Genomic DNA, 23903 nt, shown 5'->3' on the forward strand with positions numbered 1-23903 from the left:
TGAATTATGGTTGGTTTTGACTATGTCAAAACCCGCACTCTGGCATATGTTCAATCATATGATTGATTACCTATCATTGTTCAGTTTTCAAAGATCTGTTATCAATTTGCACTACTTCATTATTAAGTACTGTCGTAATTGACGACTTGATTATAATAACATTATGACCACTTTCATGTCAACACATTTTATAATCTTTTTTGAAGTTCATTTTAAACCTCTAAGTGTATTGCTACACTCATTAAGAAACAGCCGCTCAAACGACTGTATGCATATTATAGTACAATGAAAATATAATCGCAACCCCCAATTCTCAATTTTACAAAATCTTCATTTTATTTTCATTTTTAACTATAAACCTAATAATTGATTTTACACAATTAATCATGTACAATGTAGCTGTAATAAAGAACTTTCAGCACAAATTAGTTTTCTTTTATAAGCGTTTACCAATATGAATATTACATTATTGTAAGGAGATTGAGTATGAAACTATCAAAACATTTATTATCAAAAGCTGTAGCTATAGCTACTATATGTGCTACTATGGGAACTACCACATTAGCTGCACCACAGGGCACATTTGATACTTCAGAAATTAATATTACTGGTCAATCGTCTCGATCTGTAGCACCTAACTATGCGATTTTAACCCTTGGTATTACAAGCCAAAATACCAATATCAATGCTGCAAAATCTAATAATGATCGTATTATGAGTAATTTAATTAGTCAATTAGCTAACTTAGGTGTTGCCAAAAAAGACATCTATACATCTAGCATTTCCATCAATCCAACGAGTGACTATCAAGACGGCAAACGCATCAATACAGGTTACAATGTATCAAATCATGTAACAGTTAAGATCAATAACCTTGATAACGTAGGAAAGGTTGTCGATGCCGCTGTTAGCGCTGGTGCTAACGACATCAACAACCTTTCATTCCAAAATGATGTGTCTCAACAATTATCTGATTCTTTAACTACAGAAGCGATTCAAAACGGTCGCCATAAAGCAGAAGTTATCGCAGCTGCCCTCGGTCGTACATTGGGACCAGTAAAAACTGTTTCCATTAGCACAACTGAAACTAGCACAATGGACTCTGGTTACTATCGTAACCCAGTAATGCTAAAAGCAGCTCTCGAAACTGCTACACCTGTAGAAAAAGGCTCTTTAATAGTTTCCCAAGACGCTAACATCACTTATTATCTACAATAGAATTTTCCGGTACCACACCTTCGTGTACAGCTACAATGCCGCCTGTCAATTCATGATAGGTGGCATTTTCATATCCTAGAGATTTCCAGATTTCTAAAATCTCACTTTGATGAGGGTATCTACGTAAAGATTCTGGAAGCCAGGCATAGGAAGAGTTATCTTTGCTCAATTTTCCTATAATAGGCAATATATATGAAAAATAGAAGTTATATAACTGTTTAAACCCAAACATACTTGGTTTTGCAAGTTCTAACACCACAACCTTCCCCCCTGGTTTTACCACGCGTTGCATTTCAGACAATACCTGCTTAATATCTGGAACATTTCGCATTGCAAAGCCACTCATTGCAGCATCAAATGTATTATCCTCATATGGTAAGGCCATGGCATCACCTTGTACTAAATTTACTTGATTAAGTAAACCAGCAGCCTCAATACGAACACGACCTTGATTTAACATTTCACTATTAAAATCTAATGCCTCTACCTTCAAAGTGGGCTCTTGACATAATGCTTCCTTCGTAAATACACAAGTGCCACATGCCACATCAAGTACATATTGGTGAGGACCGATATTCATCGCTTTTACAGAGAATTTACGCCAAAAATAATCTTGTCCAAAGCTTAACACCGTATTCATTAAGTCATAGTTTTTTGCAATATTAGAAAAAACGCCTTGTACAAATTTCTCTTTATCTGCATACGTTTTAAATTCTTTAGTATTCATTATGGACCTTTCACAAATCAAGAACTATGTTCAAGAATTATATATGGCATAGTATACCACACTATAGGAACGCTAAAAAGAATCCTAATATATATACTCTATATAGTGACTATGTAATATATACATACCTACTAAAAACACTGGTATTTAGTATTTTCCGCTACATAATATAAAACTAAACACACATATCTATTTTTTACCTATATTCATAATAAATATATACGACTATCGATTATAATATCTATTGCCACCATTTCATGTTCGTTGTATAATGACATATGTCCATGTTGAAAGGATACTTTATCATGGGATTTTATTTGTTTTTATATAAGTATTGGAGTGTACTATGAATCGATTTGTAAAATCAATCAATAGAGTCAGTCTAATCCAACAAATTATCATAGGTTTGATTATTGGTATTTTAACTGCTCTTTATGTGCCCGATGTGGCCAATGAACTTGCTTTATTAGGAGTCCTCTTCGTTGGAGCGCTAAAAGGTATCGCCCCTATCCTCGTATTTTTCTTAGTAATTGCTGCGATTAGTAAACATCGCTCTGGACAAAAAACAGGTATGGGCTCTGTTATAACCTTATATTTACTAGGTACATTCCTATCTGCGGCTTTAGCAGTAATCGTAAGTTTCTTTTTCCCTACTACATTACACCTAGCAACAGGTGCAGCCGATGCCGCACCACCTCAAGGTATCGTAGAGGTTATGACAACATTACTAAAAAATGTAGTTGATAATCCTGTAAAAGCATTAATGACTGCTAACTACATCGGTATTTTAGGTTGGGCACTTATCATTGGTGGTGCTTTACGCCATGCACCAATGAATACGAAGGAAGTTATGGAGTCCATTGCACAAGCTATTACTACTGTAGTAGGTTGGATCATTCGATTCGCCCCTCTTGGTATTATGGGCCTTGTAGCAGAATCCATTGCTACTAACGGCATCGAAGCCTTGATTGGGTACTTTCAATTACTCGTATTATTACTTGGTTCTATGATCTTTGTAGCACTAGTAATCAATCCAATTTTATCCTTTATTTACCTTCGTCGTAATCCATACCCATTGGTATTCAAATGCTTACGAGAATCTGCAATCTATGCGTTCTTTACACGTAGTTCTGCTGCAAACATTCCCGTAAACCTTGATTTAGCCAAACGATTGAAACTTAATCCAGATATGTATTCCGTATCCATTCCATTAGGAGCTACAATCAATATGGGTGGTGCAGCAATTACAATCACAATCATGACATTAGCTGCGGCGCATACATTAGGTATCGTTGTAGATATTCCTACCGCAATCCTATTATCTGTTATTGCCACTATTGGTGCATGTGGGGCTTCCGGTGTTGCAGGCGGTTCCTTGTTACTCATTCCATTGGCTTGTTCCCTATTCGGTATATCCAATGATGTAGCAATGCAAGTTGTAGGCGTAGGCTTTATTATCGGCGTATTACAAGATTCCACGGAAACTGCACTTAACTCTAGCACAGATATCCTCTTCACTGCTACTGCTGATTATGCAAAACGCGGTTATCATCAAGATTGGAACTAAAATTTTTTTAGACGGTCCTTTGGGGCCGTCTTTTTTTTGTAAACTAATTGTACATTCTTTTATAGGACTTTGTGAAAGTTACATATATCCGCGCCTCTTAATTTTCTGGAAATAATATTATGTATTTGGATCAACTAAATATAAACTTTCACCAATCACTAACAAACTATATTGATTTTCTTCAATGTAGTGGTATAATATAGTTAATGATAATAACTATTAGTAGATATATAGGAAGGAATCAACATGAAACAATACGATATTATTGTAGTTGGTACAGGCGGCGCAACCATCGTAGCTGATGCTGCGCTCAAAAAAGGCCTTAAAGTGGCAATCATAGAAAAAGGTAAATTTGGTGGTACATGTCTAACTCGCGGTTGTATTCCTACAAAAGTTATGGTTACAGCAGCTAATGCAATTCAAGAAACAAAAGAATTCAAAAAAATTGGCGTTAACGTTGGACCTGCTACTATGGACTGGCATACTGTGTCCAAGCGTACTTGGCATAAAATTGACGAATCTGCAGGCATCTATGATTATTACAATGCCTATGACAACGTAGATGTGTATCGTGGTGCAGCAAGCTTTGTATCTGATAAAGTGATGAACATCCATCTTAACGATGGGTCTGGCATTGTAGAAATTACAGCGCCTACAATTATCCTTGGTACTGGTGGCTATAGTAATGTACCTAATGTACCAGGTCTTCAAGAATCAGGGTTCCTTACTAGTGAAAGTCTCTTTGGTGATAAATTCCCTAAACAGCCATATAAATCCCTTGCTGTACTTGGTGCGGGTCCGATTGGTGTTGAGTTCGCTCATGTATTTGATTCCGCTGGTACAAAAGTAACAATTCTACAACATAATGTACGTTTAGTTCCTAAAGAAGATGCAGATATATCGGAACACTTGCTTAACAACTACAGAGAACGTGGTATTAACGTACTTCTAAACCAAGACACTGTTGAAATCCGTCAAGAAGATGGCCTTAAAGTGGTAGTTACTAAAGATCGTACTACTGGCCAAATTACAGAAACTAAAGTTGAAGAAATCCTTGTAGCTGCAGGTATCCGTCCAGCTGTGGAAGAGCTTCACCTTGAAAATACTGGTATCGAAACATGGCCTAAAGGCTGGATTAAAACTAATGAATTCTTAGAAACATCCGTTGATGGTATCTACGCTTTAGGTGATGTAAATGGTGAACCTGCATTCCGTCACCGTGCAAACTACGAAGCAGATATCATTGCTCACAATCTCTTCTATGCAACAAGTGAAGAGGATTACCGTTGGGCAAGGTATGATACATTACCTAAGGTTACATTCTCCTATCCTGAAATTGGTAGTGTAGGTCTCACAGAGGCAGAAGCTATCAAAGCAGGTTACAATGTAGGGGTTGGGAAGAACTTCTACTCCTCCACTGCAAAAGGCTATGCAATGGGTATCAACCCTGGAGATGTAAACGATGGCTTTGTAAAAATTGTAGTAGATAAAGACACCAACCATATCCTTGGTATGCATGTCGTAGGTCCTCAAGCCTCTATCCTCTTCCAGCCTTATGTGAACCTTATGAATAGTGGTGTAACTCCGTTGACAGCCATCAATGAAGAAATCGCTTCTGAACGCACTAAACGTTTACGTGAAAAAGGTATTACTCGTGAAATGGACCCTAGATCCGTTATCACTGTAGGCGAAACTATGAGCCCACATCCATCCCTCGTCGAGGTTATCATGTGGACACAAGTGTACTACGAAAATCGTTGGTAATACAACTATAGTTATAAATAATAAAAGGACTAAACCTAGGCGCAGTCCTTTTGTTGCAAACATATCTATTGTAAAAAAAATATTCTAACATAAGAGCACTATCAACCGATATTTTATAGTATCGGAATCGCAAAAAAGAGCCAAAGGCATTGCCTTCGGCTCTTTTCTTATTAATCATCAATAGATAGGTTAGCGGCCCATATCTATATCAGAACCCCAAACGAGATTTGTTTTACGACCATCAAAGCCTTGATCTGGCTCAGGTGGTAATTTATAGGATTTAGATTGTTCTACATAAGCACCTGTCTCAGCATCTACTGTAACAACTACTTTTTTACCATCTTGATGCATAGTCACATAGTATAAAACTTTACCATTATGAGCTTCAATTTTCCAGCCCTTCATAACAGCATCATTTCCAAGTTGTTGTTTTGCAACACGTTCTGCTTGTGTTGATTCAATAACTTTATCTTTATTGAAAATCTCACCAATAACTTTCTTAGGTTTGCCCCCCTCTTCCATATCAGAAGCATTACCAGTGATTACGTCAATTTTCATCTTGTACTGATGATACTTACTATAACCAACTACTTTATAACCATAGTTCAAGTCATTAGAGTTGAGCTCTACAGAATGAAGCGCCGCATTTGGATAGCGATTTTGAAAAATAGTTCCAATTTGGCTCATAGTCATAACTATGGACTCGCCAGGTGCACGTTTTACAGAAATATCCGTACTTGTTTCAGGCTTTGTTTTGCGTGCATCTGCCACACTTGGTGTAGCAACGGATAACATGCCCACTGCTAATACCCCCGTTAATGCCATAGAAATCAACTTTTTATTCATTATAATCCTCCTACTAGATACTATGCTTCTATTAATCAAACTATTAGTACACTAGAATTTCTATAAGTTCATGCTATATTCAGCAACACGAAAAATATGTAAATAGTCATATCATTTAGACAATATACTATAAACCTTCATTAGATGCAAGTCGTCCATCTACATCAGTCATAATCAATTTATAGCATGTAGCCACTAAAGGTACACCGATCAACATACCAGTAACCCCCATCAAACTACCGCCTACGATAACAGCAGCAAATACCCACAAACCTGGTAATCCAACAGAGTTACCTACAATTTTAGGATAAATAAAGTTACTTTCAATTTGATGAAGTACCTCTAAAATAATTACATAGATGAGAGCATCCATAGGGCTAACAGTAAGTAGCATAACGGCTCCAATGATACCACCAACATAAATACCTAATAGTGGAATCAATCCAGTTAGACCAATTACACAGGCAATCGTTGTAGCATATTCAATATTAAATAGCCATAAAGTAATTCCTACCATCACGCCTAGAACCAAGGCATCTATAAACTGACCTACAAAAAAATTGCTGAATGTTTGAACTGCTACGCGAGTTACATAACTAACTCGATTTACCCACTCATCTGATGCATATGCCTTTAATATACGTTTACCTTGTAACATAAGGCGTTCCTTATCAAGCAACATATAAACAGCAAAAATTAAGCCAAGACCTATGTTCAAAGTCCAAGACAATACGGTGCCCATTGCATTTACAATATATGTGCCACCTTTTGTCCCCCATTCACGAGTATATTTAGCAAGATTCTCTCCACTTAGGGCATCTATAATCGTTTGATTCGACGCCATTGGAATTGTTTCTGTAATATGTTGCATCCATGTTTGGAAGTCCGTATACAATTGCGGTGATGCAGCTACAATAATCGACATAGAATGAATCAATTGAGGTAAAGCCAACCGAGCAATAAAATACACAATAACGCTAATTGTTACAAAGGATAGCAAAAGACTCAACGGGCGACGTATTTTATACTTCCATCCAGAGTCACACTTAGGCCATAGCCATCGTTCATAACGAACGACTAGAATATCCAATACGAAAGCAATACAAGCACCCACAATGAGCGGAACAAAGGCCGTAAAGATAGCGTCAAGACCACTAGCAATATCACTTATACGTAGTGCCATCATAATCATAATGCCCGCTAGTATAATAGCTCCTATGAGCTGTTTGTAATATTTGAATTCTTTCATAATAACCTACTTCACATAACACTATTAATAAGCTACACCTATATAACTATACGATTCTCACATCGCATACATTACCAAAGCATAATGAACATTGTATGACCTAGGATTGTATGCAATTTTAGTATAACACAAAAGTCCACCTTATCGCATGCTCGAATTCTCGATAAATAAGAGAGCATGATTGAAGGTGGACTTATTGTAGGCCTAATCTAGATTAGTCTAGAGATTAGCGATGAATATAAACGTCTACACGACGGTTTTCAGCTTTACCTGCTGCTGTAGAGTTAGTTGCAACTGGTTTAACATCACCATTAGCAATACCGATAAGACGATCGGCAGATACACCATGGTTAACTAAATATTGAGCCACATGTTGTACGCGGCGTTCAGACAAAGCAATGTTGTATTGAGGATTTGCATCAGTATCAGCGTTACCCATCAATTTAACTTGGTCTTGAGAATATTGGTTAGCAGCATTTACAGCAGCTGTTAAGTTTGGATATTGGTCTGCACGAGCAACATCTTGGTCGGAGTCAAAGTAGATAGATTGTACATAGTAATCCAATTTAGGAGTTTTATATGCAGGCGCTTCTACAGTAGGAGCTGGAGCCGGAGTGTATACAGGAGCTGGTGCTGGAGTGTATACAGGAGCTACGGATTTGTGACCACCGAAACGGTAAGATAATCCTACTACAGGACCTTGGAAGGAAATATTAGACTTATCATCACGTTTAGTATTGATATAACGATACCCTGCATTAATATCCCAGTCTTGGTTAACTTTATAACCTAAACCTGCTTCCCAAGTAGTAGTTCTCTTAGTCCCTACACCCGCTTTACCATAAACGTCTACTTTGGAGCCAAGGTTAGCTTTACCAATTACACCCAATTGAGCAATATTATTTGCTTTAGGGAATGTATCACCAGAAATGTGAGCATAACCGCCATATACTGCGAAATTTTTGTTCAAGGATTGAATCAAATTAACTTCTTGCATTCTGTCACTATAGCTCATACCGTTATATTTATCGTTCAAACCATGGTATTGGTATTGCAACGCTGTTTTATCTGTGAAAGCGTATGTTACACCACCATCAAAGTTCCATTTTGCATCAGAAGTCCAATCTTTAGTTTTTGCTTTAGAATCAGACGCACCAAGATCAACTTGAAACTCACCTTTATTGAATTGAGTTTGAGGAGTTGCACCTGCTACGGACACACCTACAGCAGCAACTGCCAATAAAGCTAATATTTTTTTATTCATTATAATTCCCTCCAAAAACAGCCCTTATAATACTTAGGCTTTGGTAATAATATGCTTATATTTTACACAATTTTTCAATATAATTCAACATTCTTCATGAATATTTGATGAATTTTTAGTTATATCTATCTATAAATATTATAAATATAAATATTTAAACCCTCTCTATTGCCGAATCACTGCGATTCTCTGCACATATTACATTCCCGAAATTATAATACTATTTATCTTTTTTAAGATTCTCTAACAATAATAAAATTACTGGTCTTATAAGTTCATCAAAATCATTATTATATATACTAATAGATCTAACTATAATTGAACGAATAAAAGCTCCCTTATGCACTAAGGAAGCTTTTATCATTTCATATGTATATCCCTTACATATATACGTGAAATCAGAAGTTTCTGGTCAGATAACACATTCCCCAATGTGTCATTTTTTTCACATTACGTATTGTACATCAAAAATTTTTAATAGACAAGAGTTTATTCACTTCTTTTTCATGAATCCTTCTAAAACTTTCAATGTGAAAAAGAATTTACATCTCATTAAACAACCTTATGTTGCCATGTTCCTCGAATAAATCTCAAATAAGAACAACATAATCTTAGAGACTGATCGAAGCACAAAGATAACCATGCCCCAAAAAGCCCTAAACCTAGTGTAATGCACAATAAATAAGTAATAATAGGACGAATGATTGCTACGCTTACAAGAGAATATTTCATGATGTAATATGTATCTCCTGCCCCTTTCAACACACCGGAATACACTTGCTGTAATGCTTGAGGGAATGCAGCGATAGCCATAATGCCCATCAAAGTGGCTGAAAGTGTAACAACATCACTTTCACGAGTATATAACTGTACTAAAAAATCACCAGGACCAATAAAGATTAATGCACTTACAAGGCCCACGACTAAACCAATACGAGCACCAATTTTACCATAAGTACGTGCAATATCTGGTCGTTTGTGTCCCAGACTTTGCCCCGTATGTGATGCACCTGCAAATCCAAGACCCATCGCAAAATAGTAAAATATATCCATTAAATTCATACATACGTAATGTGCTGCTAAAGGTACCGCACCTAAGGAAGCAACAATCATAGTGTATGTATACATACCGAACCGCTCAAAGAACTGTTCTCCTAAAGAACTGCCACCGACATGAAACATTGTATGTAATACGGGCCTTTCAAAAGTCCATTTCGACGGATGGCGCAATGTTAATCCAGTAGAAGTATGTTGTGAAATCGTACGCAACAACAATAATGCAATAATAGCACTACTGATCATAGTGGATACACCTGCCCCCATAACGCCAAGTTCAGGGAAGAAACCAATACCATAAATCAAGAAGAAATTCATTATCGTATTCAAAATATTCCCTACTACATTAGATTTAAAAATAACTTTAGTGTTACCATATCCAATGAGTGCAGCCCCTACGATTTGGCTAAAGGACTGAAATATTAAGCTAATAACTATGAAACGACCATACCAAACGGCTGTTTCAATATAGCCATCTTCAGCACCCGTAAAACGTAGAATATGCTCTAAATTCAAGAAACATATCAATAATAACGGTACATAAATAAAAAAATTCAATAAAATAGATTGCTTGAGTACGGCATTCATACCATCTACATCACCTTCACCATGACGACGAGCTATAATTGCCGTCACAGCAATGGATAAGGCTCGACAAAAGATGAGCATTACCATCTCAGGTTGACCCATAATGCCTACCGAAGCAAGAGCTGACGCACCTAAGGCACCAACCATCGCCAAATCAATGGCAGTCATAAATTGTAACATCAAGCCTTGTAATGTAGCTGGCCAAGCTATTTTTAAATAATTACCATATAGCTGCTTTGTAGTTCCTACAGGTCCTAATCGTTCTGCAACAGGCAACATGGTATCTACTGAAAGCCATCGTTGTATACGGTCTAACATCCTATCTCCTATTCATGTAAGATCATATAGTAAAGGCATTACTTCACCTCTTATATCTATTGTATTATATCATATAACATATGAGAAATCATTCATATGTTATGCTTTTTAAATAAGAATATATATCAAAATAGCAAAAAAGAACCTCTTAGACGAAATGTATATACCCTATCAAGTAGAACAATGTATAAGAGGTTCTTTAGTTTTACAGGAAAATAACTATCTTAGACTATTATCAAAATTAGTTCTCAACTCTTAACCTTTAGAGGCTAATAATTGATTTACTACGGCACGCAAGTCATCTAAGCCTTGTTTAGTTTCAGCCAATTCTTGACGTTGACGTTCATTTTCAGCTTCTAATGTATTTAAACGTGCTGCTTGATTAGCAATAACAGTTTTCTGATTACTATTTTCTTTTTTGAGACTAGATACTTCATCTTGCATTACATAAACAGAGCTAATAGGACCTGCTTTATAACGCTCTGGGATAGCGTCTTTTCTTTCACGACTACCACCAAATTTATGCGTTACACCTGCATTTACCATGTTATGGCTAGTGCCAAGTGAAACACCTACGTTGAACATAGTATCTTCAGTTCGGTAGTGAGCAATACCGATGGCACCCGCAGTTTCACCACGGTAGTTACCGATACCAGCCATAATTTGTGTTGGTTCCAATGGATCATATTGAATTGGTTTCAACGCTGCCATAGCTGCCGCATGAGCACCAACACGTTGTGTTTCAGTACCGACACGGTTAACAGCTTCTTGTAAACCAGCATTAGATGCTTTCAATTGGCTAACATTTACTGCATCAGTATCAGCTGTGCCAGGCGCTACTCCATGAATTTTGTTGCCACCATTATTTAAGCCATCTACAGTAAGTGATACAGAGCTAGCTGCTGTATCTGCAGGAGTAATAGTCATACCACCCCCATTAATTGTAGTAGAGTTGCCAGCTGCATCTTTCACAGTTGTACCTGCAGGAGTGATTTTAGTAGATACACCGTTTTCATCACCTACAGTAACACTGTTTAGGCCTTTTAAGTCTTTAGCCAAGCCATATGTGAAAGTAGTTCTATCTTGGTTAACTACAAGATTATCACCAGCTTGGAATTTTACGGTATCACTACCTTGTACTTTTTCAACAGTACCTCCTGCAGCTGTTACCTTCCATGCAGATATATCTTTAACTTGTTGTTTACCAGCATCTGTCAAGTTGCTCAAGTCTTGATTTGCTGCATTATCAATTTTGCCTTTAGTTGCATCATCGAGTTTAACAGTTACATCGTCGCCATTAGCAACCGTAGTAAGGCCATTTTCACCTTTCACATTAAATTTCACATCACCTGTGCTCAACGATTTTTCATCGGTAGAACCAGTATTACCACCTAAAGAAATCTTGCGAGCAATAGCTGTCGTGTTTTTGTCGATATTAGCTTTATTGGTTGCGATGTTATCCTTATTAGTTGCAATATCACTAGTATTTTTAGTGATGGCCGCTTTGTTATCAGCAATATTGTCCTTATTAGTTGCAATATCAGCAGCATTTCTATCAATTGCAGCTTTATTATTAGCTATTTTTTGCTTGTTATCCGCAATGGCATCAGCATTTTTACCAATCTTATCTGTATTATCAGCAATGTTGGCTTTGTTTTCTGCTACTTGATCATCAACATGTTTCAATTGATCTTCTGTGGCGGCACGTCCAGAGACAGGCTGTGTTTGACCCGGAGTCCATGCAGTGTTAGTCAAACCCGTTACTTGAGGTGTTTCTACACCTTCTGTAGCTTTCACTTTTGGTGCTGTAATTGTTTGATTTGCTTTTACAGTATTGAAAGTTACGTCTTGTTTAGTAGCAATTGTGAAATCTTTACCATTTTGAGTAATGGAAATGTTATCACCATCGATAAACTTAACTGTATTGCCACCTTCAACTTTTTCGGCAGTATTACCATTAGCTACTACGTTCCATGCGGATAAATCTTTAACTTGTTGTTTACCAGCATCTGTTAAGTTGCTCAAATCCGTATTTGCTGCATTGTTGATTTTATTAGCCGTAGCATCATCTAATTTGACAGTTACATCGTCTCCATTAGCTTCAGTAACAATACCATTTTGCCCTTTAATATTGAATTTCACATCGCCTGTACTTAAGGATTTCTCATCGGTTGAACCAGTATTACCACCTAAGGAAATCTTACGACCGATAGCTTCTGTATTTTTATCAATATTAGCTTTATTGGTTGCAATATCGCCGGCATTTTTAGTGATGGCCGCTTTGTTATCAGCAATATTCTGTTTATTCGTCGCAATATCGTCTCTATTGGTAGCAATATCAGCAGCATTTTTATCAATTGCAGCTTTATTATCAGCTATTTTTTGTTTGTTATCCGCAATAGCAACAGTATTTTTACCAATCTTATCTGTATTATCAACAATATTGGCTTTGTTTTCTGCTACTTGATCATCAACGTGTTTCAATTGGTCTTCTGTGGCTGCACGACCAGATACAGGTTGTGTTTGCCCCGGAGTCCACGCAGTGTTAGTCAAGCCTGTTACTTGAGGTGTTTCAACTCCAGTTGTCGCTTTCACTTTTGGCGCTGTAATCGTTTGTATAGCTGTTACCGTGTCAAAGGTTACGTCTTTTTTAGTGGAAATGGTAAAGTCTTTACCATTTTGAGTAATAGAAATGTTATCACCATCAATAAATTTAACAGTATTACCACCTTCAACCTTTTCAGCCGTCTCATTATTAGCTACTACATGCCATGCTGCTAAATCTTTAACTTGTTGCTTACCAGCATCTGTTAAGTTGCTCAAGTCTCGATCAGCTGCATTCTCGATTTTACCTTTAGTCGCGTCATCGAGTTTAACAGTCACATCGTCACCATTAGCAACCGTAGTAAGACCGTTCTCACCTTTAACATTGAATTTCACATCACCTGTACTCAAGGATTTTTCATCAGTCGAACCAGAGTTACCACCTAAAGAAATCTTACGACCGATAGCTGTCGTGTTTTTGTCGATGTTAGCTTTATTGGTTGCGATGTTATCCTTATTAGTAGCAATATCTGTTTTGTTCGCAGCAATATTGTCTTTGTTAGTGGCAATATCTACTGCATTTTTATCAATTGCTGTTTTATTGTCAGCTATTTTTTGCTTGTTATCCGCAATGGCATCAGCATTTTTGCCAATCTTATCTGTATTATCAGCAATATTGGCTTTGTTTTCTGCTACTTGATCATCAACGTGTTTCAATTGATCTTCTGTGGCAGCACGACCAGATACAGGTTGTGTTTGACCTAGAACCCATGTAGTGTTAGTCAATCCTGTTACTTGAGGTGTTTCGACCCCAGTTGTCGCTTTCACTTTTGGCGCTGTAATAGTTTGAGTAGCTGTTACCGTATCGAAAGTTACATCTTTTTTAGTGGAAATGGTAAAGTCTTTACCATTTTGAGTAATGGAAATATTATCTCCATCGATGAATTTAACAGTGTTACCACCTTCAACCTTTTCAGCAGTCTCATTATTAGCAACTACGTTCCAAGCTGCTAAACCCTTAACTTGTTGCTTACCGTCAGGAGTCAAATTGCTCAAGTCTCGATCAGCTGCATTGTCGACTTTACCTTTAGTTGCATCATCAAGTTTAACAGTCACATCGTCGCCATTAGCCACCGTAGTAAGACCATTTTCACCTTTTACGTTAAATTTCACATCACCTGTGCTCAAGGATTTTTCGTCGGTAGAACCAGAGTTACCACCTAAAGAAATCTTACGACCGACAGCTGTCGTGTTTTTGTCGATATTAGCTTTATTAGTTGCGATGTTATCTTTGTTAGTTGAAATGTCAGCTTTATTTGTAGCAATGTCACCAGTATTTTTATCAATTGCAGTTTTATTATCAGCTATTTTTTGCTTGTTCGCAGCAATATTGTCTTTATTGGTAGCAATGTCTGTTTTGTTTGTCGCAATATCGCCTGCATTTTTATCAATTGCAGCTTTATTGTCCGCAATCTTTTGCTTGTTATCGGCAATATTATCTTTATTCGTAGCAATATCTGTTTTGTTTGTCGCAATATCGCCTGAATTTTTATCAATTGCAGTTTTATTGTCTGCTATTTTTTGCTTGTTATCAGCAATAGCATCAGCGTTTTTGCCAATCTTATCTGTATTATCAGCAATATTGGCTTTATTCTCTGCTACTTGATCATCAACGTGTTTCAATTGATCTTCTGTGGCAGCACGACCAGATACAGGTTGTGTTTGACCTGGAACCCAAGCAGTGTTAGTCAAGCCAGTTACTTGAGGTGTTTCAACGCCAGTTGTCGCTTTCACTTTTGGCGCTGTAATTGTTTGTGTAGCTGTTACCGTATCAAAAGTTACATCTTTTTTAGTAGAAATAGTAAAGTCTTTACCATTTTGAGTAATGGAAATGTTATCACCATCGATGAATTTAACAGTGTTACCACCTTCAACCTTTTCAGCCGTTTCATTATTAGCGACTACGTTCCATGCTGCTAAATCCTTAACCTGTTGCTTACCGTCAGGAGTCAAATTGCTCAAGTCTCGATCAGCTGCATTATCGATTTTGCCTTTAGTCGTGTCATCAAGTTTAACAGTCACATCGTCGCCATTAGCAACAGTAGTAAGACCGTTCTCGCCTTTAACATTGAATTTCACATCACCTGTACTCAAGGATTTTTCATCGGTAGAACCAGAGTTACCACCTAAGGAAATTTTACGTCCGATAGCTGTCGTGTTTTTATCGATATTAGCTTTATTGGTTGCGATATCAGCTTTGTTTGTAGCAATATTGTCCTTATTAGTAGCAATATCTGTTTTGTTTGTCACAATATCGCCTGCATTCTTATCAATTGCAGTTTTATTGTCAGCAATTTTTTGTTTATTCGTCGCAATATTGTCTTTATTGGTTGCAATATCAGACTTATTTGTTACAATATCGCCTGCATTTTTAGTGATTGCAGTTTTATTTGTATCAATAGCAGTTTTATTAGCTTCTGCTTTATTGTCAACTTTTTTCAATTGAGATACATTGACAGCATCTTTATCAGCAACACCATCTGCTACATTCGTAACTTTCAAATTCCCAGCATTGATACCTTTGTCACCATCAATTTTAACGGTTTCATTACCACCAGCATTATTGAAAGAAGCACTGTTTAATTTAGAAAGATCTTTTTTCAAAGCTACAGAGATTTTCTTATCATTTCTAGCAACCGCAACATTATCGTCACCAGAAAAATCTACTGTATTACCTTTTTCAACCGCTAATGGTGTAGCTTCACCATTAGCAGAAAGATTCCAACCGTATTTATTTTGATCAATCGCTTGATTAATCACATTAGCTACGTTAGCAGAATCCGCCATACCAGCCGAGGCTGTAGCGTTACCATTTGCTACAGTAATGTCTTGCTTTTTACCAGAAACTGTAATTTTCTTACCATTAGCTGTAGTTGTAATGTATGTATTATCACCATTTACAGCCAATTTACTATTAGCAAGGTTCACATCACCTGTACCAGTATCACCTGTAAAAGCTAGATTAACACTCTTTAATTGCGCCACGTTTACTGCATCTGTATCAGCAGTACCAGCAGCAACATAGTTAATTTGACGTGTTTGGTTTGTCGTACCAATAGCAACACCACCTAATTTAGACGTTAGGGCAGCACCACTTAAACCAGCATATATATCTGTACGACTAGTATTAACATTATAGCCCGCTACGCCTGAAGCAATATCAGCTGTAGATTTTGAACCAACAGCTACACCATCTACGACTTTACCTCTAGCACCATCACCAACAGCTACAGAACGACTCGCAGATACGTCTGTTGCGGCATTTGGGCCAATAGCAATAGAATTAGCCGCCGTAGCACCAGTATTATCTTTATTAGCAATATCAGAAGATTTTATAGATATATATTTATAAGCGATTTGGTCTACAATAGCACTAAGTTGAGAGCCATTAATTGCATCTGTGGAAGTAGCACTTACTTCACCTGGAGCCACATGTTTCAACTGACGTTCATACCCTTTAGAACCAAAAGATACAACGTCACCTGGCAATGTTTTATCACCACCAGCCCAGGAAGCAACAACGTTATTTGGCAAAGTATAACTAGATTGTTTTGTACCGCCTACATCAGTGTTAGAACCACCACCGATGGCAATAGCATTATCACGATTTGCCCTAGCCCCTGTACCAATAGCAATAGCATTTGTTACATCATTATTGGCTTGACCAGAAGCACCACTAGAAGTTCCTGATAAACGATCCTTCGCATTTGCACCTGTACCAATGGCAATGCCCACATTGCCTGACTGACCTTTCATGCCTAATGTGATACCAGATTCACCAGCCGTTGCCGATGTATATAGTGGGTTTCTCATATCAAATCCTGTTAAGCTTTGAACTGCACTACGCAAATCCCCAGTTTTATTCTCACCATTATTCGTAGTGTAAATAACTTTTACACTATCGGCTTTAACTACATCATCGCCACCAATAACAATAGAAGAGTTACCTTGAGCTATTGTATTTCCCCCAATGGCAATTGCTTGCTCCCCAATTACTCTTGCACCTTCATTAGCAGTATTACCACCACCAATAGCGATTCCTTGTGGACTGTTAACACTGGTACTAGAATTAGAACCTATTGCAATAGAATATCCACCAGCAGCTGCTGCATTTTGACCGAAACCTACAGCTTTGTCACCAGTAACAGAAGCACCATCCCCCAAGCCTACTGCTGTTGCATGCAGATTTGTAGGCAAAGTATTTGCCGCCATAGAGATGCTAGCATTAGTCATTGCTAATACAGCCAAGATTGCTGCTACAACAATTTTCTTTTTACCACTATTATTCTTAGCGAACTCAGATACTACTACGTAACAGTTTTTTGATTTGCTCCAAACCACTTTAAAAATCTTATTCATACTTTCTCCTATAAACTAGATTAATATTAATGCTCCCTCGATGTTTTATCATATGGTAAGTCATACGAGAATTTCAAAATCTTCAATATTATAAGTATACCAAAACCTTTAATATACTATCAAGTTTTTTCATTTATTTTTCATAACTATAGGCATTGCACAAACAGCGTAGTAATGGGCATTATAGTGATTCATGTCACAAATTTATATAAAATATGGGCTTATTTTATACCATATCAAAGAGATAAAATGAATATAAATTCATAATCATTATTTTAAACTTATTTTATAAGATTATATTTTCCCACCACCTCATCAATTCATCTTACTTTACATAACAAAAAGCTATCTCATAGAAATGACAATCTACGAGATAGCTTTATTACTAAATTGTATAATTAAATTAGGTAACGAATTAGCTTACTTTAAAAACATATAAACTTTGTTCGTGTGCTAATTCTATTCGCTTATGCAAGTGTCTAATATATGTACGATATATTTCTTGTGCTTCTTCAACGGATATAATATCAAAATGAATTCCATCCCCTACTGGCAATTGGCTTAACCTAGGTAAATCGGCGGTAATGACAGTACCAATCTTTGTATAGCCGCCCGTTGTTTGTCGGTCCGCCATGAGGACTATTGGATTTCCATCTGACGGAACTTGAATAGAGCCAAATACAGCACCATCAGAAATAATGTCTGCACTATCGATATGCTCTATGACAGGGCCATCTAAGCGGAAGCCCATGCGATCACATTGTACGGTCAATGTATATATTTTACTACCAAAGGTCTTAATCCCTTTCTCGGTAAAATACTTTGCTTGCTCTCCTAGTACTACACGCAAAGGTTCGTGACACTCACGACCGCCGCGGTTATATAAAGCGGTATTGAATAATTTATGAGTTCCATAGAAGTCGCACACATTCACTTCGTGTCTAGTAAATGCTTTAATGCCAAACTGATCACCCGCTTGTAATGAACGCCCCTCAAAACCACCTATGTTAGCCTTTGTATGAGTGGATACGCTACCGTTAATAGTGCGAACATCAATACCACCAGAGAAAGCAATATACATACGCACGCCACATTGGCTAAAGCCACCAGAAATAATATCCCCGTCGTGACAAATAAAAGGTATATATCGAGGCACGACTACATTGTTAATGGTTGGGTGCATGTCGGCCCCTGTAAAAGCAACAATACATGTGCCTTGAACAATTAGCGTAGGAGGTAACACGGTACATTCTAAAGCACCTAGAGGTTCCTTGTTTCCTACTAGAGCCTGTCCCAATAGATAGCTTTCACTATCCATAGGACCTGCCACAGGCATACCATATTGTTGAAAGCCAATACGCCCTACATCTTGAATCGTTGTATACATACCCGGAGCATCTACGCAGATTAAAGCACGCTGAAACTCATTTATATCCACGCAAATCACCACTTTCTATTTCATATATAGATGGAATATATTCCATACCCAAGGATTTAATCCTATGGAATTCGTTTTCATCGATAGGCACATAACGAACGTAGTCCCCTGCCCTTAATAGGGCAGCTTGCTTTTTAGACATGTCATACATAGTCAAAGGTGTGCGTCCAATAATCTGCCAGCCCCCTGGAGAATCTGATGGATATGTACCAGTCTGTTCCCCTGCAATACCTACAGAACCGGCAGGAATCAAAGTTCTTGGTGAAGACAACCGCGGCGTTGCAATGCGTGGGTCCATCCCTCCTAAATAGGTAAATCCAGGAATAAAGCCTAGCATATAAACTAAATAATCTGTACCACTATGAATGGATACGACCTCATCTTCACTTATATGATTATGAGAGGCTATAAAGCCTAAATCTGGACCAAACTCACCACCATATACGGTAGGTATTTCAACAATCATAACACGTTCAATTACGCTGTCTGTTACAGATTCTTGTAATATAGGATCAAGAATTCTACAAATGTCTGAATACGTATACACCATTGCATCATATTGAACAAGCAATGCACAGTATGTAGGAACTAGTTCAATAATTCCATCTAGCTGTAAGACTTTAATCTGCTCTATAACTTGTCGGATTTGTCGATTAATCTTTGGATCGATTACTTGACCAAAATCAATAGAGATAGCGCAATCCCCTACAGGTGAAATTGTAGGTTTCATATGTACCTCCTGCTATAACTAGAAAGGACCATCACATTCAAGCCGAACGTAATGGTGCTTTCACAGATAATTAATTAACCTAGTAACTTAGCAATGCCTTTTAAAGATGTAACACCAATGTAAGATGTTACGAGCACTACAATCCACCCTGTATAATATAAAAGTTTATTGTGTTTGTATGCCCCTACGATTTCGGATTTATGAGTAGCAACGAGCATAACTGCCAACGTAACAGGCAAGATTAGACCGTTTACAGAGCCCGCTAAAATCAATAGAGATGCTGGTTTACCAATAAAGATTAAGATACATGTAGAAATAAAAATAAACGCCATAATAGTCAATTTTTCATTTCGCTCTACAATCTTAAATAATGTTTTTAAGAAGGATACTGATGTGTAGGCAGCCCCTACTACAGAGGTCAATGCAGCACAGAAGAACACTATACCAAATAATTTATGTCCGATTTCACCAGCGCCGAGAAGAAACGCAGAGCCTGCTGGGTCTTTAGAATCTAGCACAAAGCCCATGGATACTACACCTAAAACGGCTAAGAACAATAACACTCGAACTAATGCATCTACAGACATTCCCATAATTGCTGCACGACGTACATCTTTTAAATGCTCTTGACCTGTAATACCTGCATCAATGAGGCGGTGACCACCAGAAAATGTAATGTAACCACCTACAGTGCCTCCAATAAGTGTAATCGTTGCTAACCACGGCACATGCTCTGGAATCACAGAATGAGACAAGGCTTCTCCTACTGGTGGATTCGTAGAGAATGCTACGTAGGCGATAAGAACAAGCATAACAGTACCGAGTACTTTAGCCGTATTATCTAAAACACCACCCATCTTCTTAGATGTAAATAATAAGATACCCAAGATACCGCTAATAGCGGCCGCTGTTGTTGTGTCGATACCAAATATAATATTGAGGCCCATAGAAGCACCACCAATATTACCGATATTAAAGGCCAATCCACCAAGGGAAATTAAAAATGCCACTATATAACCAAGGCCTGGCAATACCTTATTCGCAATATCTTGACCACGCATTTGGGATACACCAATAATCGTCCACACATTAAGCTGTGCAATAATTGAGAAAATAACGGATACAACGATAGCAAATGCAAAGTCTGCTTTCAACTCATTTGTAAATGCTGCCGTTTGTAACATAAAGCCAGGTCCAATGGAAGACGTGGCCATTAAGAAAGCTGCCCCTAATAGGACAGAGAAACTCGCTTTACCTGTAATTGGTTTCATAGGAACCTCCACATATAATAATTAATCTATGCCATACTTATTTCTTAAAGCTCATACTTACATGTAATACTTACTTTTAATACTTATATTTGCATTTTCTGTTAGTATTAATTAAGCATTTATTTTAATGTATTTAATAATGTTATCGGTGTTGAAAATTTGCCACCGTTACACCAGCTTTTGTGAGCCCCTCCCGAATATACCTTGTGAAAGCTATCGCTTCTGGGTTATCACCATGAACACATACGGAGTCGGCCACAATATCAATGGTCTTCCCTGTATTAGTAACAACCTTACCCTTTGTAACCATCATGAGAACTCGGTCTAAAGCCTCTTGTGGGTCTTTAATGAAAGCACCTGCTTCTGTACGAGGGACCAATGTTCCCTCCTCTGTATAGCCACGATCAGCAAACACTTCCTGTATAACAGGAATACCTCGTCGTTGTGCCTCTTGAGCAATATAGCTACCACTCAATACCATGGCCGCGATATTAGAATTTACCGCTTGTAAACCATCTAAAATTGCATCGGCTAGTACAGGCGTAACACAGGCTGTATTGTAAAAAGCACCATGTAGTTTCATATGCTGTAAACTAATGTCATAACTATCACAAAAAGCTTGTAGTGCGCCCAGTTGGTATATCATATAGGCTTTTGCCTCCGCAGGATTTACTGCCATCGCACGACGACCAAATCCCATCAAATCTGGATAACCAGGGTGTGCCCCTACGGCTACGCCCTTTTCTTTACACATGCGGACAGTCGCATCCATAATAAGAGGATCTCCAGCGTGCCAACCACAAGCAATATTAGCACTTGTTACGTGATTTAATACTTCACTATCCATACCTAATGTATAATTACCAAAACTTTCGCCTAAATCACTATTTAAATCTACATAATGAGACATATACTATTACCTCTCCATCTTCATCTATTTTATAAATTCTATAGAATATCGAATTTAATGATACGATTATACTAAATAAACCTATATCTTAGCAAGGATATTTATCAAATCTACAAAATTATTTTATAAATACAAAAACCACAAGATTAAAATCTTGTGGTTTGTATGTATACTCTTTTTTATCTGACCCTACTATATCCCATCATGAGCTCATAAATAGTATTTTGTATATTATCCGATTCTGTTATTTCAGAAACGGCACAAATAAAATCGGGATGCGCTTGCCAAACGGTATCAGCATTTGTGGTTTTAATGCCCCCAACAGCAACAATGGGAGCCTTACTAAACTGCTTTGCCCAATATATATAAGAAATGCCTACAGGATTAGCATTGGGTTTTGTCTGTGTAGAAAAAATAGGCCCTACCCCAATATTACCTATAGTAAATGTATCCAATATATCAATTACCTCCTACAAAGCTAACGATTTCTAATCTGTCAGCAGCCGTTAATTTAGTGGTTGTATATGCTTCCTTACTAAGAATCTCTCCATTAAGCTCAACTACAAAGTGTTTACCAGAATAGCCTAATTCATCAAGAATCAAATGAAGTTGCTCACCTACAACATACTTTGGCTCTCCATTAACAATCAAATCTATAATGACCTCCCATATGAAAAAGCTTATAAAATATCAATATATTCTTCTTGTAAAGCTTTATTCATACTGCGTACAGCACAAAACTTGCCACACATCGAACAGGTTTCACTATGGTCTTCCTCCGGTGCTCTACTTTCACGAATAGAACGAGCCCGTTCAGGATCAAGGGCACAAGCATATTGTGCCTCCCAATCGAGAACTTGACGTGCCTTAGCCATAGTGTCATCTATATCTCTTGCATTAGGAATACCACGAGCAATATCTGCAGCATGCGCCGCTATTTTGAAAGCCATAATTCCGTCTTTTACATCATCTGCATTTGGTAAGGCTAAATGTTCCGCTGGTGTAACGTAGCATAAGAAGGATGCACCATACATACCCGCTACAGCGCCACCAATAGCAGCCGTAATATGGTCATAGCCTGGAGCAATATCTGTGACGAGCGGTCCCAACACATAGAATGGCGCTCCATCACACAAGGACTCTTGTATCTCCATATTCATTTGTATTTGATGTAAAGGTACATGCCCAGGTCCTTCAATCATAGCTTGTACACCATATTGTTTCGCTCGTTTTGCCAATTCACCAAGCCTTACAAGCTCTTCAATTTGGCACACATCAGTGGCATCCGCCAAGCAACCTGGACGACAAGCATCACCTAAAGACAACGTAACATCATATTCTTTGCAAATCTTTAAGATTTCATCATAGTATTCGTAGAATGGATTTTCATGGCCTGTCATGCTCATCCACGCAAATACCAAACTACCTCCGCGGCTAACAATATTAAGCAACCGTTTATGATTCTTGATTTGATCTATTGTTTTTCTCGTAATACCACTGTGGATAGTAATAAAATCTACACCATCTTGAGCGTGTAATCGGATAGTGTCCAAGAAGTCTTGAGCCGTTAATTCACCTAAATCTTTTTGATGATGAATGACACTATCATAAATAGGCACCGTACCAATCATTACTGGTGATGTCTCGATTAATTTACGTCTAAAAATACGAGTATCACCATGAGTTGAAAGATCCATGATTGACTCTGCTCCAAGTCGAATAGCTCGATTAACCTTTTCAATTTCGCTATCATAATCAGTAACGTCTTTTGATGTACCTAAATTAACATTGACTTTCGTTCTAAGACGCTTACCAATCCCCTCTGGCGAAATGCTAGTATGTTGCTTGTTACAAGGAATAACAACCTTGCCTGAGGCCACTAGGGAACGTAATACCTCTTCATCCATACGTTCTTTTTCCGCGACAACTTTCATTTCCTTCGTAACTACACCAGCCACAGCCGATTCCAATTGTGTCATAAACATTTTTACATC

General features: G+C 37.6%; 16 protein-coding genes. 3 read left to right on the forward strand and 13 right to left on the reverse strand.

Annotated features, from left to right (window positions below):
- Nucleotides 1–486 precede the first annotated feature (486 nt).
- Nucleotides 487–1218 carry an SIMPL domain-containing protein gene (locus E7B10_RS06920; protein ID WP_278617858.1) on the forward strand — a complete coding sequence of 244 codons (732 nt, stop codon included), beginning with the start codon at nucleotides 487–489 and terminating at the stop codon, nucleotides 1216–1218.
- Here the strand turns inward: E7B10_RS06920 and E7B10_RS06925 are convergent.
- Entirely contained in the window at nucleotides 1199–1945 is a 747-nt protein-coding gene (locus E7B10_RS06925) for a ubiquinone/menaquinone biosynthesis methyltransferase (RefSeq protein WP_077708221.1), read from the reverse strand. The two genes, E7B10_RS06920 and E7B10_RS06925, sit on opposite strands and share 20 nt — an antisense overlap.
- Nucleotides 1946–2291: 346 nt before the next feature.
- Here E7B10_RS06925 and sstT point away from each other — a divergent pair, with 346 nt between their 5' ends.
- Complete coding sequence (gene sstT, locus E7B10_RS06930; protein ID WP_278617857.1) at nucleotides 2292–3512, forward strand: serine/threonine transporter SstT; 1221 nt, start codon at nucleotides 2292–2294, stop codon at nucleotides 3510–3512.
- A 246-nt stretch (nucleotides 3513–3758) separates the two neighbouring features.
- Complete coding sequence (locus E7B10_RS06935) at nucleotides 3759–5276, forward strand: NAD(P)/FAD-dependent oxidoreductase (RefSeq protein ID WP_287510974.1); 1518 nt, start codon at nucleotides 3759–3761, stop codon at nucleotides 5274–5276.
- A gap of 189 nt (nucleotides 5277–5465) precedes the next feature.
- Here E7B10_RS06935 and E7B10_RS06940 read toward each other — a convergent pair whose 3' ends face one another.
- From E7B10_RS06940 to thiC, 12 genes are all read right to left on the reverse strand, one after another.
- Nucleotides 5466–6122: a PepSY domain-containing protein gene (locus E7B10_RS06940; RefSeq protein WP_004692962.1), complete on the reverse strand. Its 657-nt coding sequence runs from the start codon at nucleotides 6120–6122 to the stop codon at nucleotides 5466–5468.
- 127 nt (nucleotides 6123–6249) lie between these two features.
- Entirely contained in the window at nucleotides 6250–7371 is a 1122-nt protein-coding gene (locus E7B10_RS06945) for an AI-2E family transporter (protein WP_012864013.1), read from the reverse strand.
- 226 nt (nucleotides 7372–7597) lie between these two features.
- Nucleotides 7598–8635 carry an OmpA family protein gene (locus E7B10_RS06950; RefSeq protein ID WP_287510972.1) on the reverse strand — a complete coding sequence of 346 codons (1038 nt, stop codon included), beginning with the start codon at nucleotides 8633–8635 and terminating at the stop codon, nucleotides 7598–7600.
- A 552-nt stretch (nucleotides 8636–9187) separates the two neighbouring features.
- The gene (locus E7B10_RS06955; RefSeq protein WP_287510970.1) at nucleotides 9188–10597 is read right to left on the reverse strand and encodes an MATE family efflux transporter; all 1410 of its coding nucleotides are present in this window, start codon (nucleotides 10595–10597) and stop codon (nucleotides 9188–9190) included.
- 255 nt (nucleotides 10598–10852) lie between these two features.
- Complete coding sequence (locus E7B10_RS06960; protein ID WP_316055550.1) at nucleotides 10853–17560, reverse strand: ESPR-type extended signal peptide-containing protein; 6708 nt, start codon at nucleotides 17558–17560, stop codon at nucleotides 10853–10855.
- Nucleotides 17561–17975: 415 nt separating this feature from the next.
- Entirely contained in the window at nucleotides 17976–18947 is a 972-nt protein-coding gene (locus tag E7B10_RS06965) for a biotin-dependent carboxyltransferase family protein (RefSeq protein WP_399427866.1), read from the reverse strand.
- Between the two features lie 37 nt (nucleotides 18948–18984).
- Nucleotides 18985–19728 carry a 5-oxoprolinase subunit PxpB gene (pxpB, locus tag E7B10_RS06970; RefSeq protein ID WP_287510962.1) on the reverse strand — a complete coding sequence of 248 codons (744 nt, stop codon included), beginning with the start codon at nucleotides 19726–19728 and terminating at the stop codon, nucleotides 18985–18987.
- A 74-nt stretch (nucleotides 19729–19802) separates the two neighbouring features.
- On the reverse strand, nucleotides 19803–20999 hold the full coding sequence (locus E7B10_RS06975; RefSeq protein WP_287510961.1) for a divalent metal cation transporter: 1197 nt from the start codon (nucleotides 20997–20999) through the stop codon (nucleotides 19803–19805).
- 142 nt (nucleotides 21000–21141) lie between these two features.
- Entirely contained in the window at nucleotides 21142–21909 is a 768-nt protein-coding gene (locus tag E7B10_RS06980) for a 5-oxoprolinase subunit PxpA (RefSeq protein ID WP_287507141.1), read from the reverse strand.
- 179 nt (nucleotides 21910–22088) lie between these two features.
- Nucleotides 22089–22364, reverse strand: coding sequence for a thiamine phosphate synthase (locus E7B10_RS06985; protein ID WP_165851648.1), 276 nt, complete (start codon nucleotides 22362–22364; stop codon nucleotides 22089–22091).
- A 4-nt stretch (nucleotides 22365–22368) separates the two neighbouring features.
- Nucleotides 22369–22560: a sulfur carrier protein ThiS gene (gene thiS, locus E7B10_RS06990; RefSeq protein WP_287510958.1), complete on the reverse strand. Its 192-nt coding sequence runs from the start codon at nucleotides 22558–22560 to the stop codon at nucleotides 22369–22371.
- A gap of 29 nt (nucleotides 22561–22589) precedes the next feature.
- The gene (thiC, locus tag E7B10_RS06995) at nucleotides 22590–23894 is read right to left on the reverse strand and encodes a phosphomethylpyrimidine synthase ThiC (RefSeq protein WP_287510957.1); all 1305 of its coding nucleotides are present in this window, start codon (nucleotides 23892–23894) and stop codon (nucleotides 22590–22592) included.
- Between the last annotated feature and the right edge of the window lie 9 nt (nucleotides 23895–23903).

It is taken from the genome of Veillonella sp. (assembly GCF_032470285.1).
Classification (GTDB): domain Bacteria; phylum Bacillota; class Negativicutes; order Veillonellales; family Veillonellaceae; genus Veillonella.

What these genes read in the sequence shown, in the direction of transcription:
- E7B10_RS06920 (WP_278617858.1), top strand. Translation starts at nt 487, where the DNA reads ATGAAACTATCAAAACATTTATTATCAAAAGCTGTAGCTATAGCTACT.
- E7B10_RS06925 (WP_077708221.1), bottom strand. Translation starts at nt 1,945, where the DNA reads ATGAATACTAAAGAATTTAAAACGTATGCAGATAAAGAGAAATTTGTA.
- sstT (WP_278617857.1), top strand. Translation starts at nt 2,292, where the DNA reads ATGAATCGATTTGTAAAATCAATCAATAGAGTCAGTCTAATCCAACAA.
- E7B10_RS06935 (WP_287510974.1), top strand. Translation starts at nt 3,759, where the DNA reads ATGAAACAATACGATATTATTGTAGTTGGTACAGGCGGCGCAACCATC.
- E7B10_RS06940 (WP_004692962.1), bottom strand. Translation starts at nt 6,122, where the DNA reads ATGAATAAAAAGTTGATTTCTATGGCATTAACGGGGGTATTAGCAGTG.
- E7B10_RS06945 (WP_012864013.1), bottom strand. Translation starts at nt 7,371, where the DNA reads ATGAAAGAATTCAAATATTACAAACAGCTCATAGGAGCTATTATACTA.
- E7B10_RS06950 (WP_287510972.1), bottom strand. Translation starts at nt 8,635, where the DNA reads ATGAATAAAAAAATATTAGCTTTATTGGCAGTTGCTGCTGTAGGTGTG.
- E7B10_RS06955 (WP_287510970.1), bottom strand. Translation starts at nt 10,597, where the DNA reads ATGTTAGACCGTATACAACGATGGCTTTCAGTAGATACCATGTTGCCT.
- E7B10_RS06960 (WP_316055550.1), bottom strand. Translation starts at nt 17,560, where the DNA reads ATGAATAAGATTTTTAAAGTGGTTTGGAGCAAATCAAAAAACTGTTAC.
- E7B10_RS06965 (WP_399427866.1), bottom strand. Translation starts at nt 18,947, where the DNA reads ATGTATACAACGATTCAAGATGTAGGGCGTATTGGCTTTCAACAATAT.
- pxpB (WP_287510962.1), bottom strand. Translation starts at nt 19,728, where the DNA reads ATGAAACCTACAATTTCACCTGTAGGGGATTGCGCTATCTCTATTGAT.
- E7B10_RS06975 (WP_287510961.1), bottom strand. Translation starts at nt 20,999, where the DNA reads ATGAAACCAATTACAGGTAAAGCGAGTTTCTCTGTCCTATTAGGGGCA.
- E7B10_RS06980 (WP_287507141.1), bottom strand. Translation starts at nt 21,909, where the DNA reads ATGTCTCATTATGTAGATTTAAATAGTGATTTAGGCGAAAGTTTTGGT.
- thiC (WP_287510957.1), bottom strand. Translation starts at nt 23,894, where the DNA reads ATGTTTATGACACAATTGGAATCGGCTGTGGCTGGTGTAGTTACGAAG.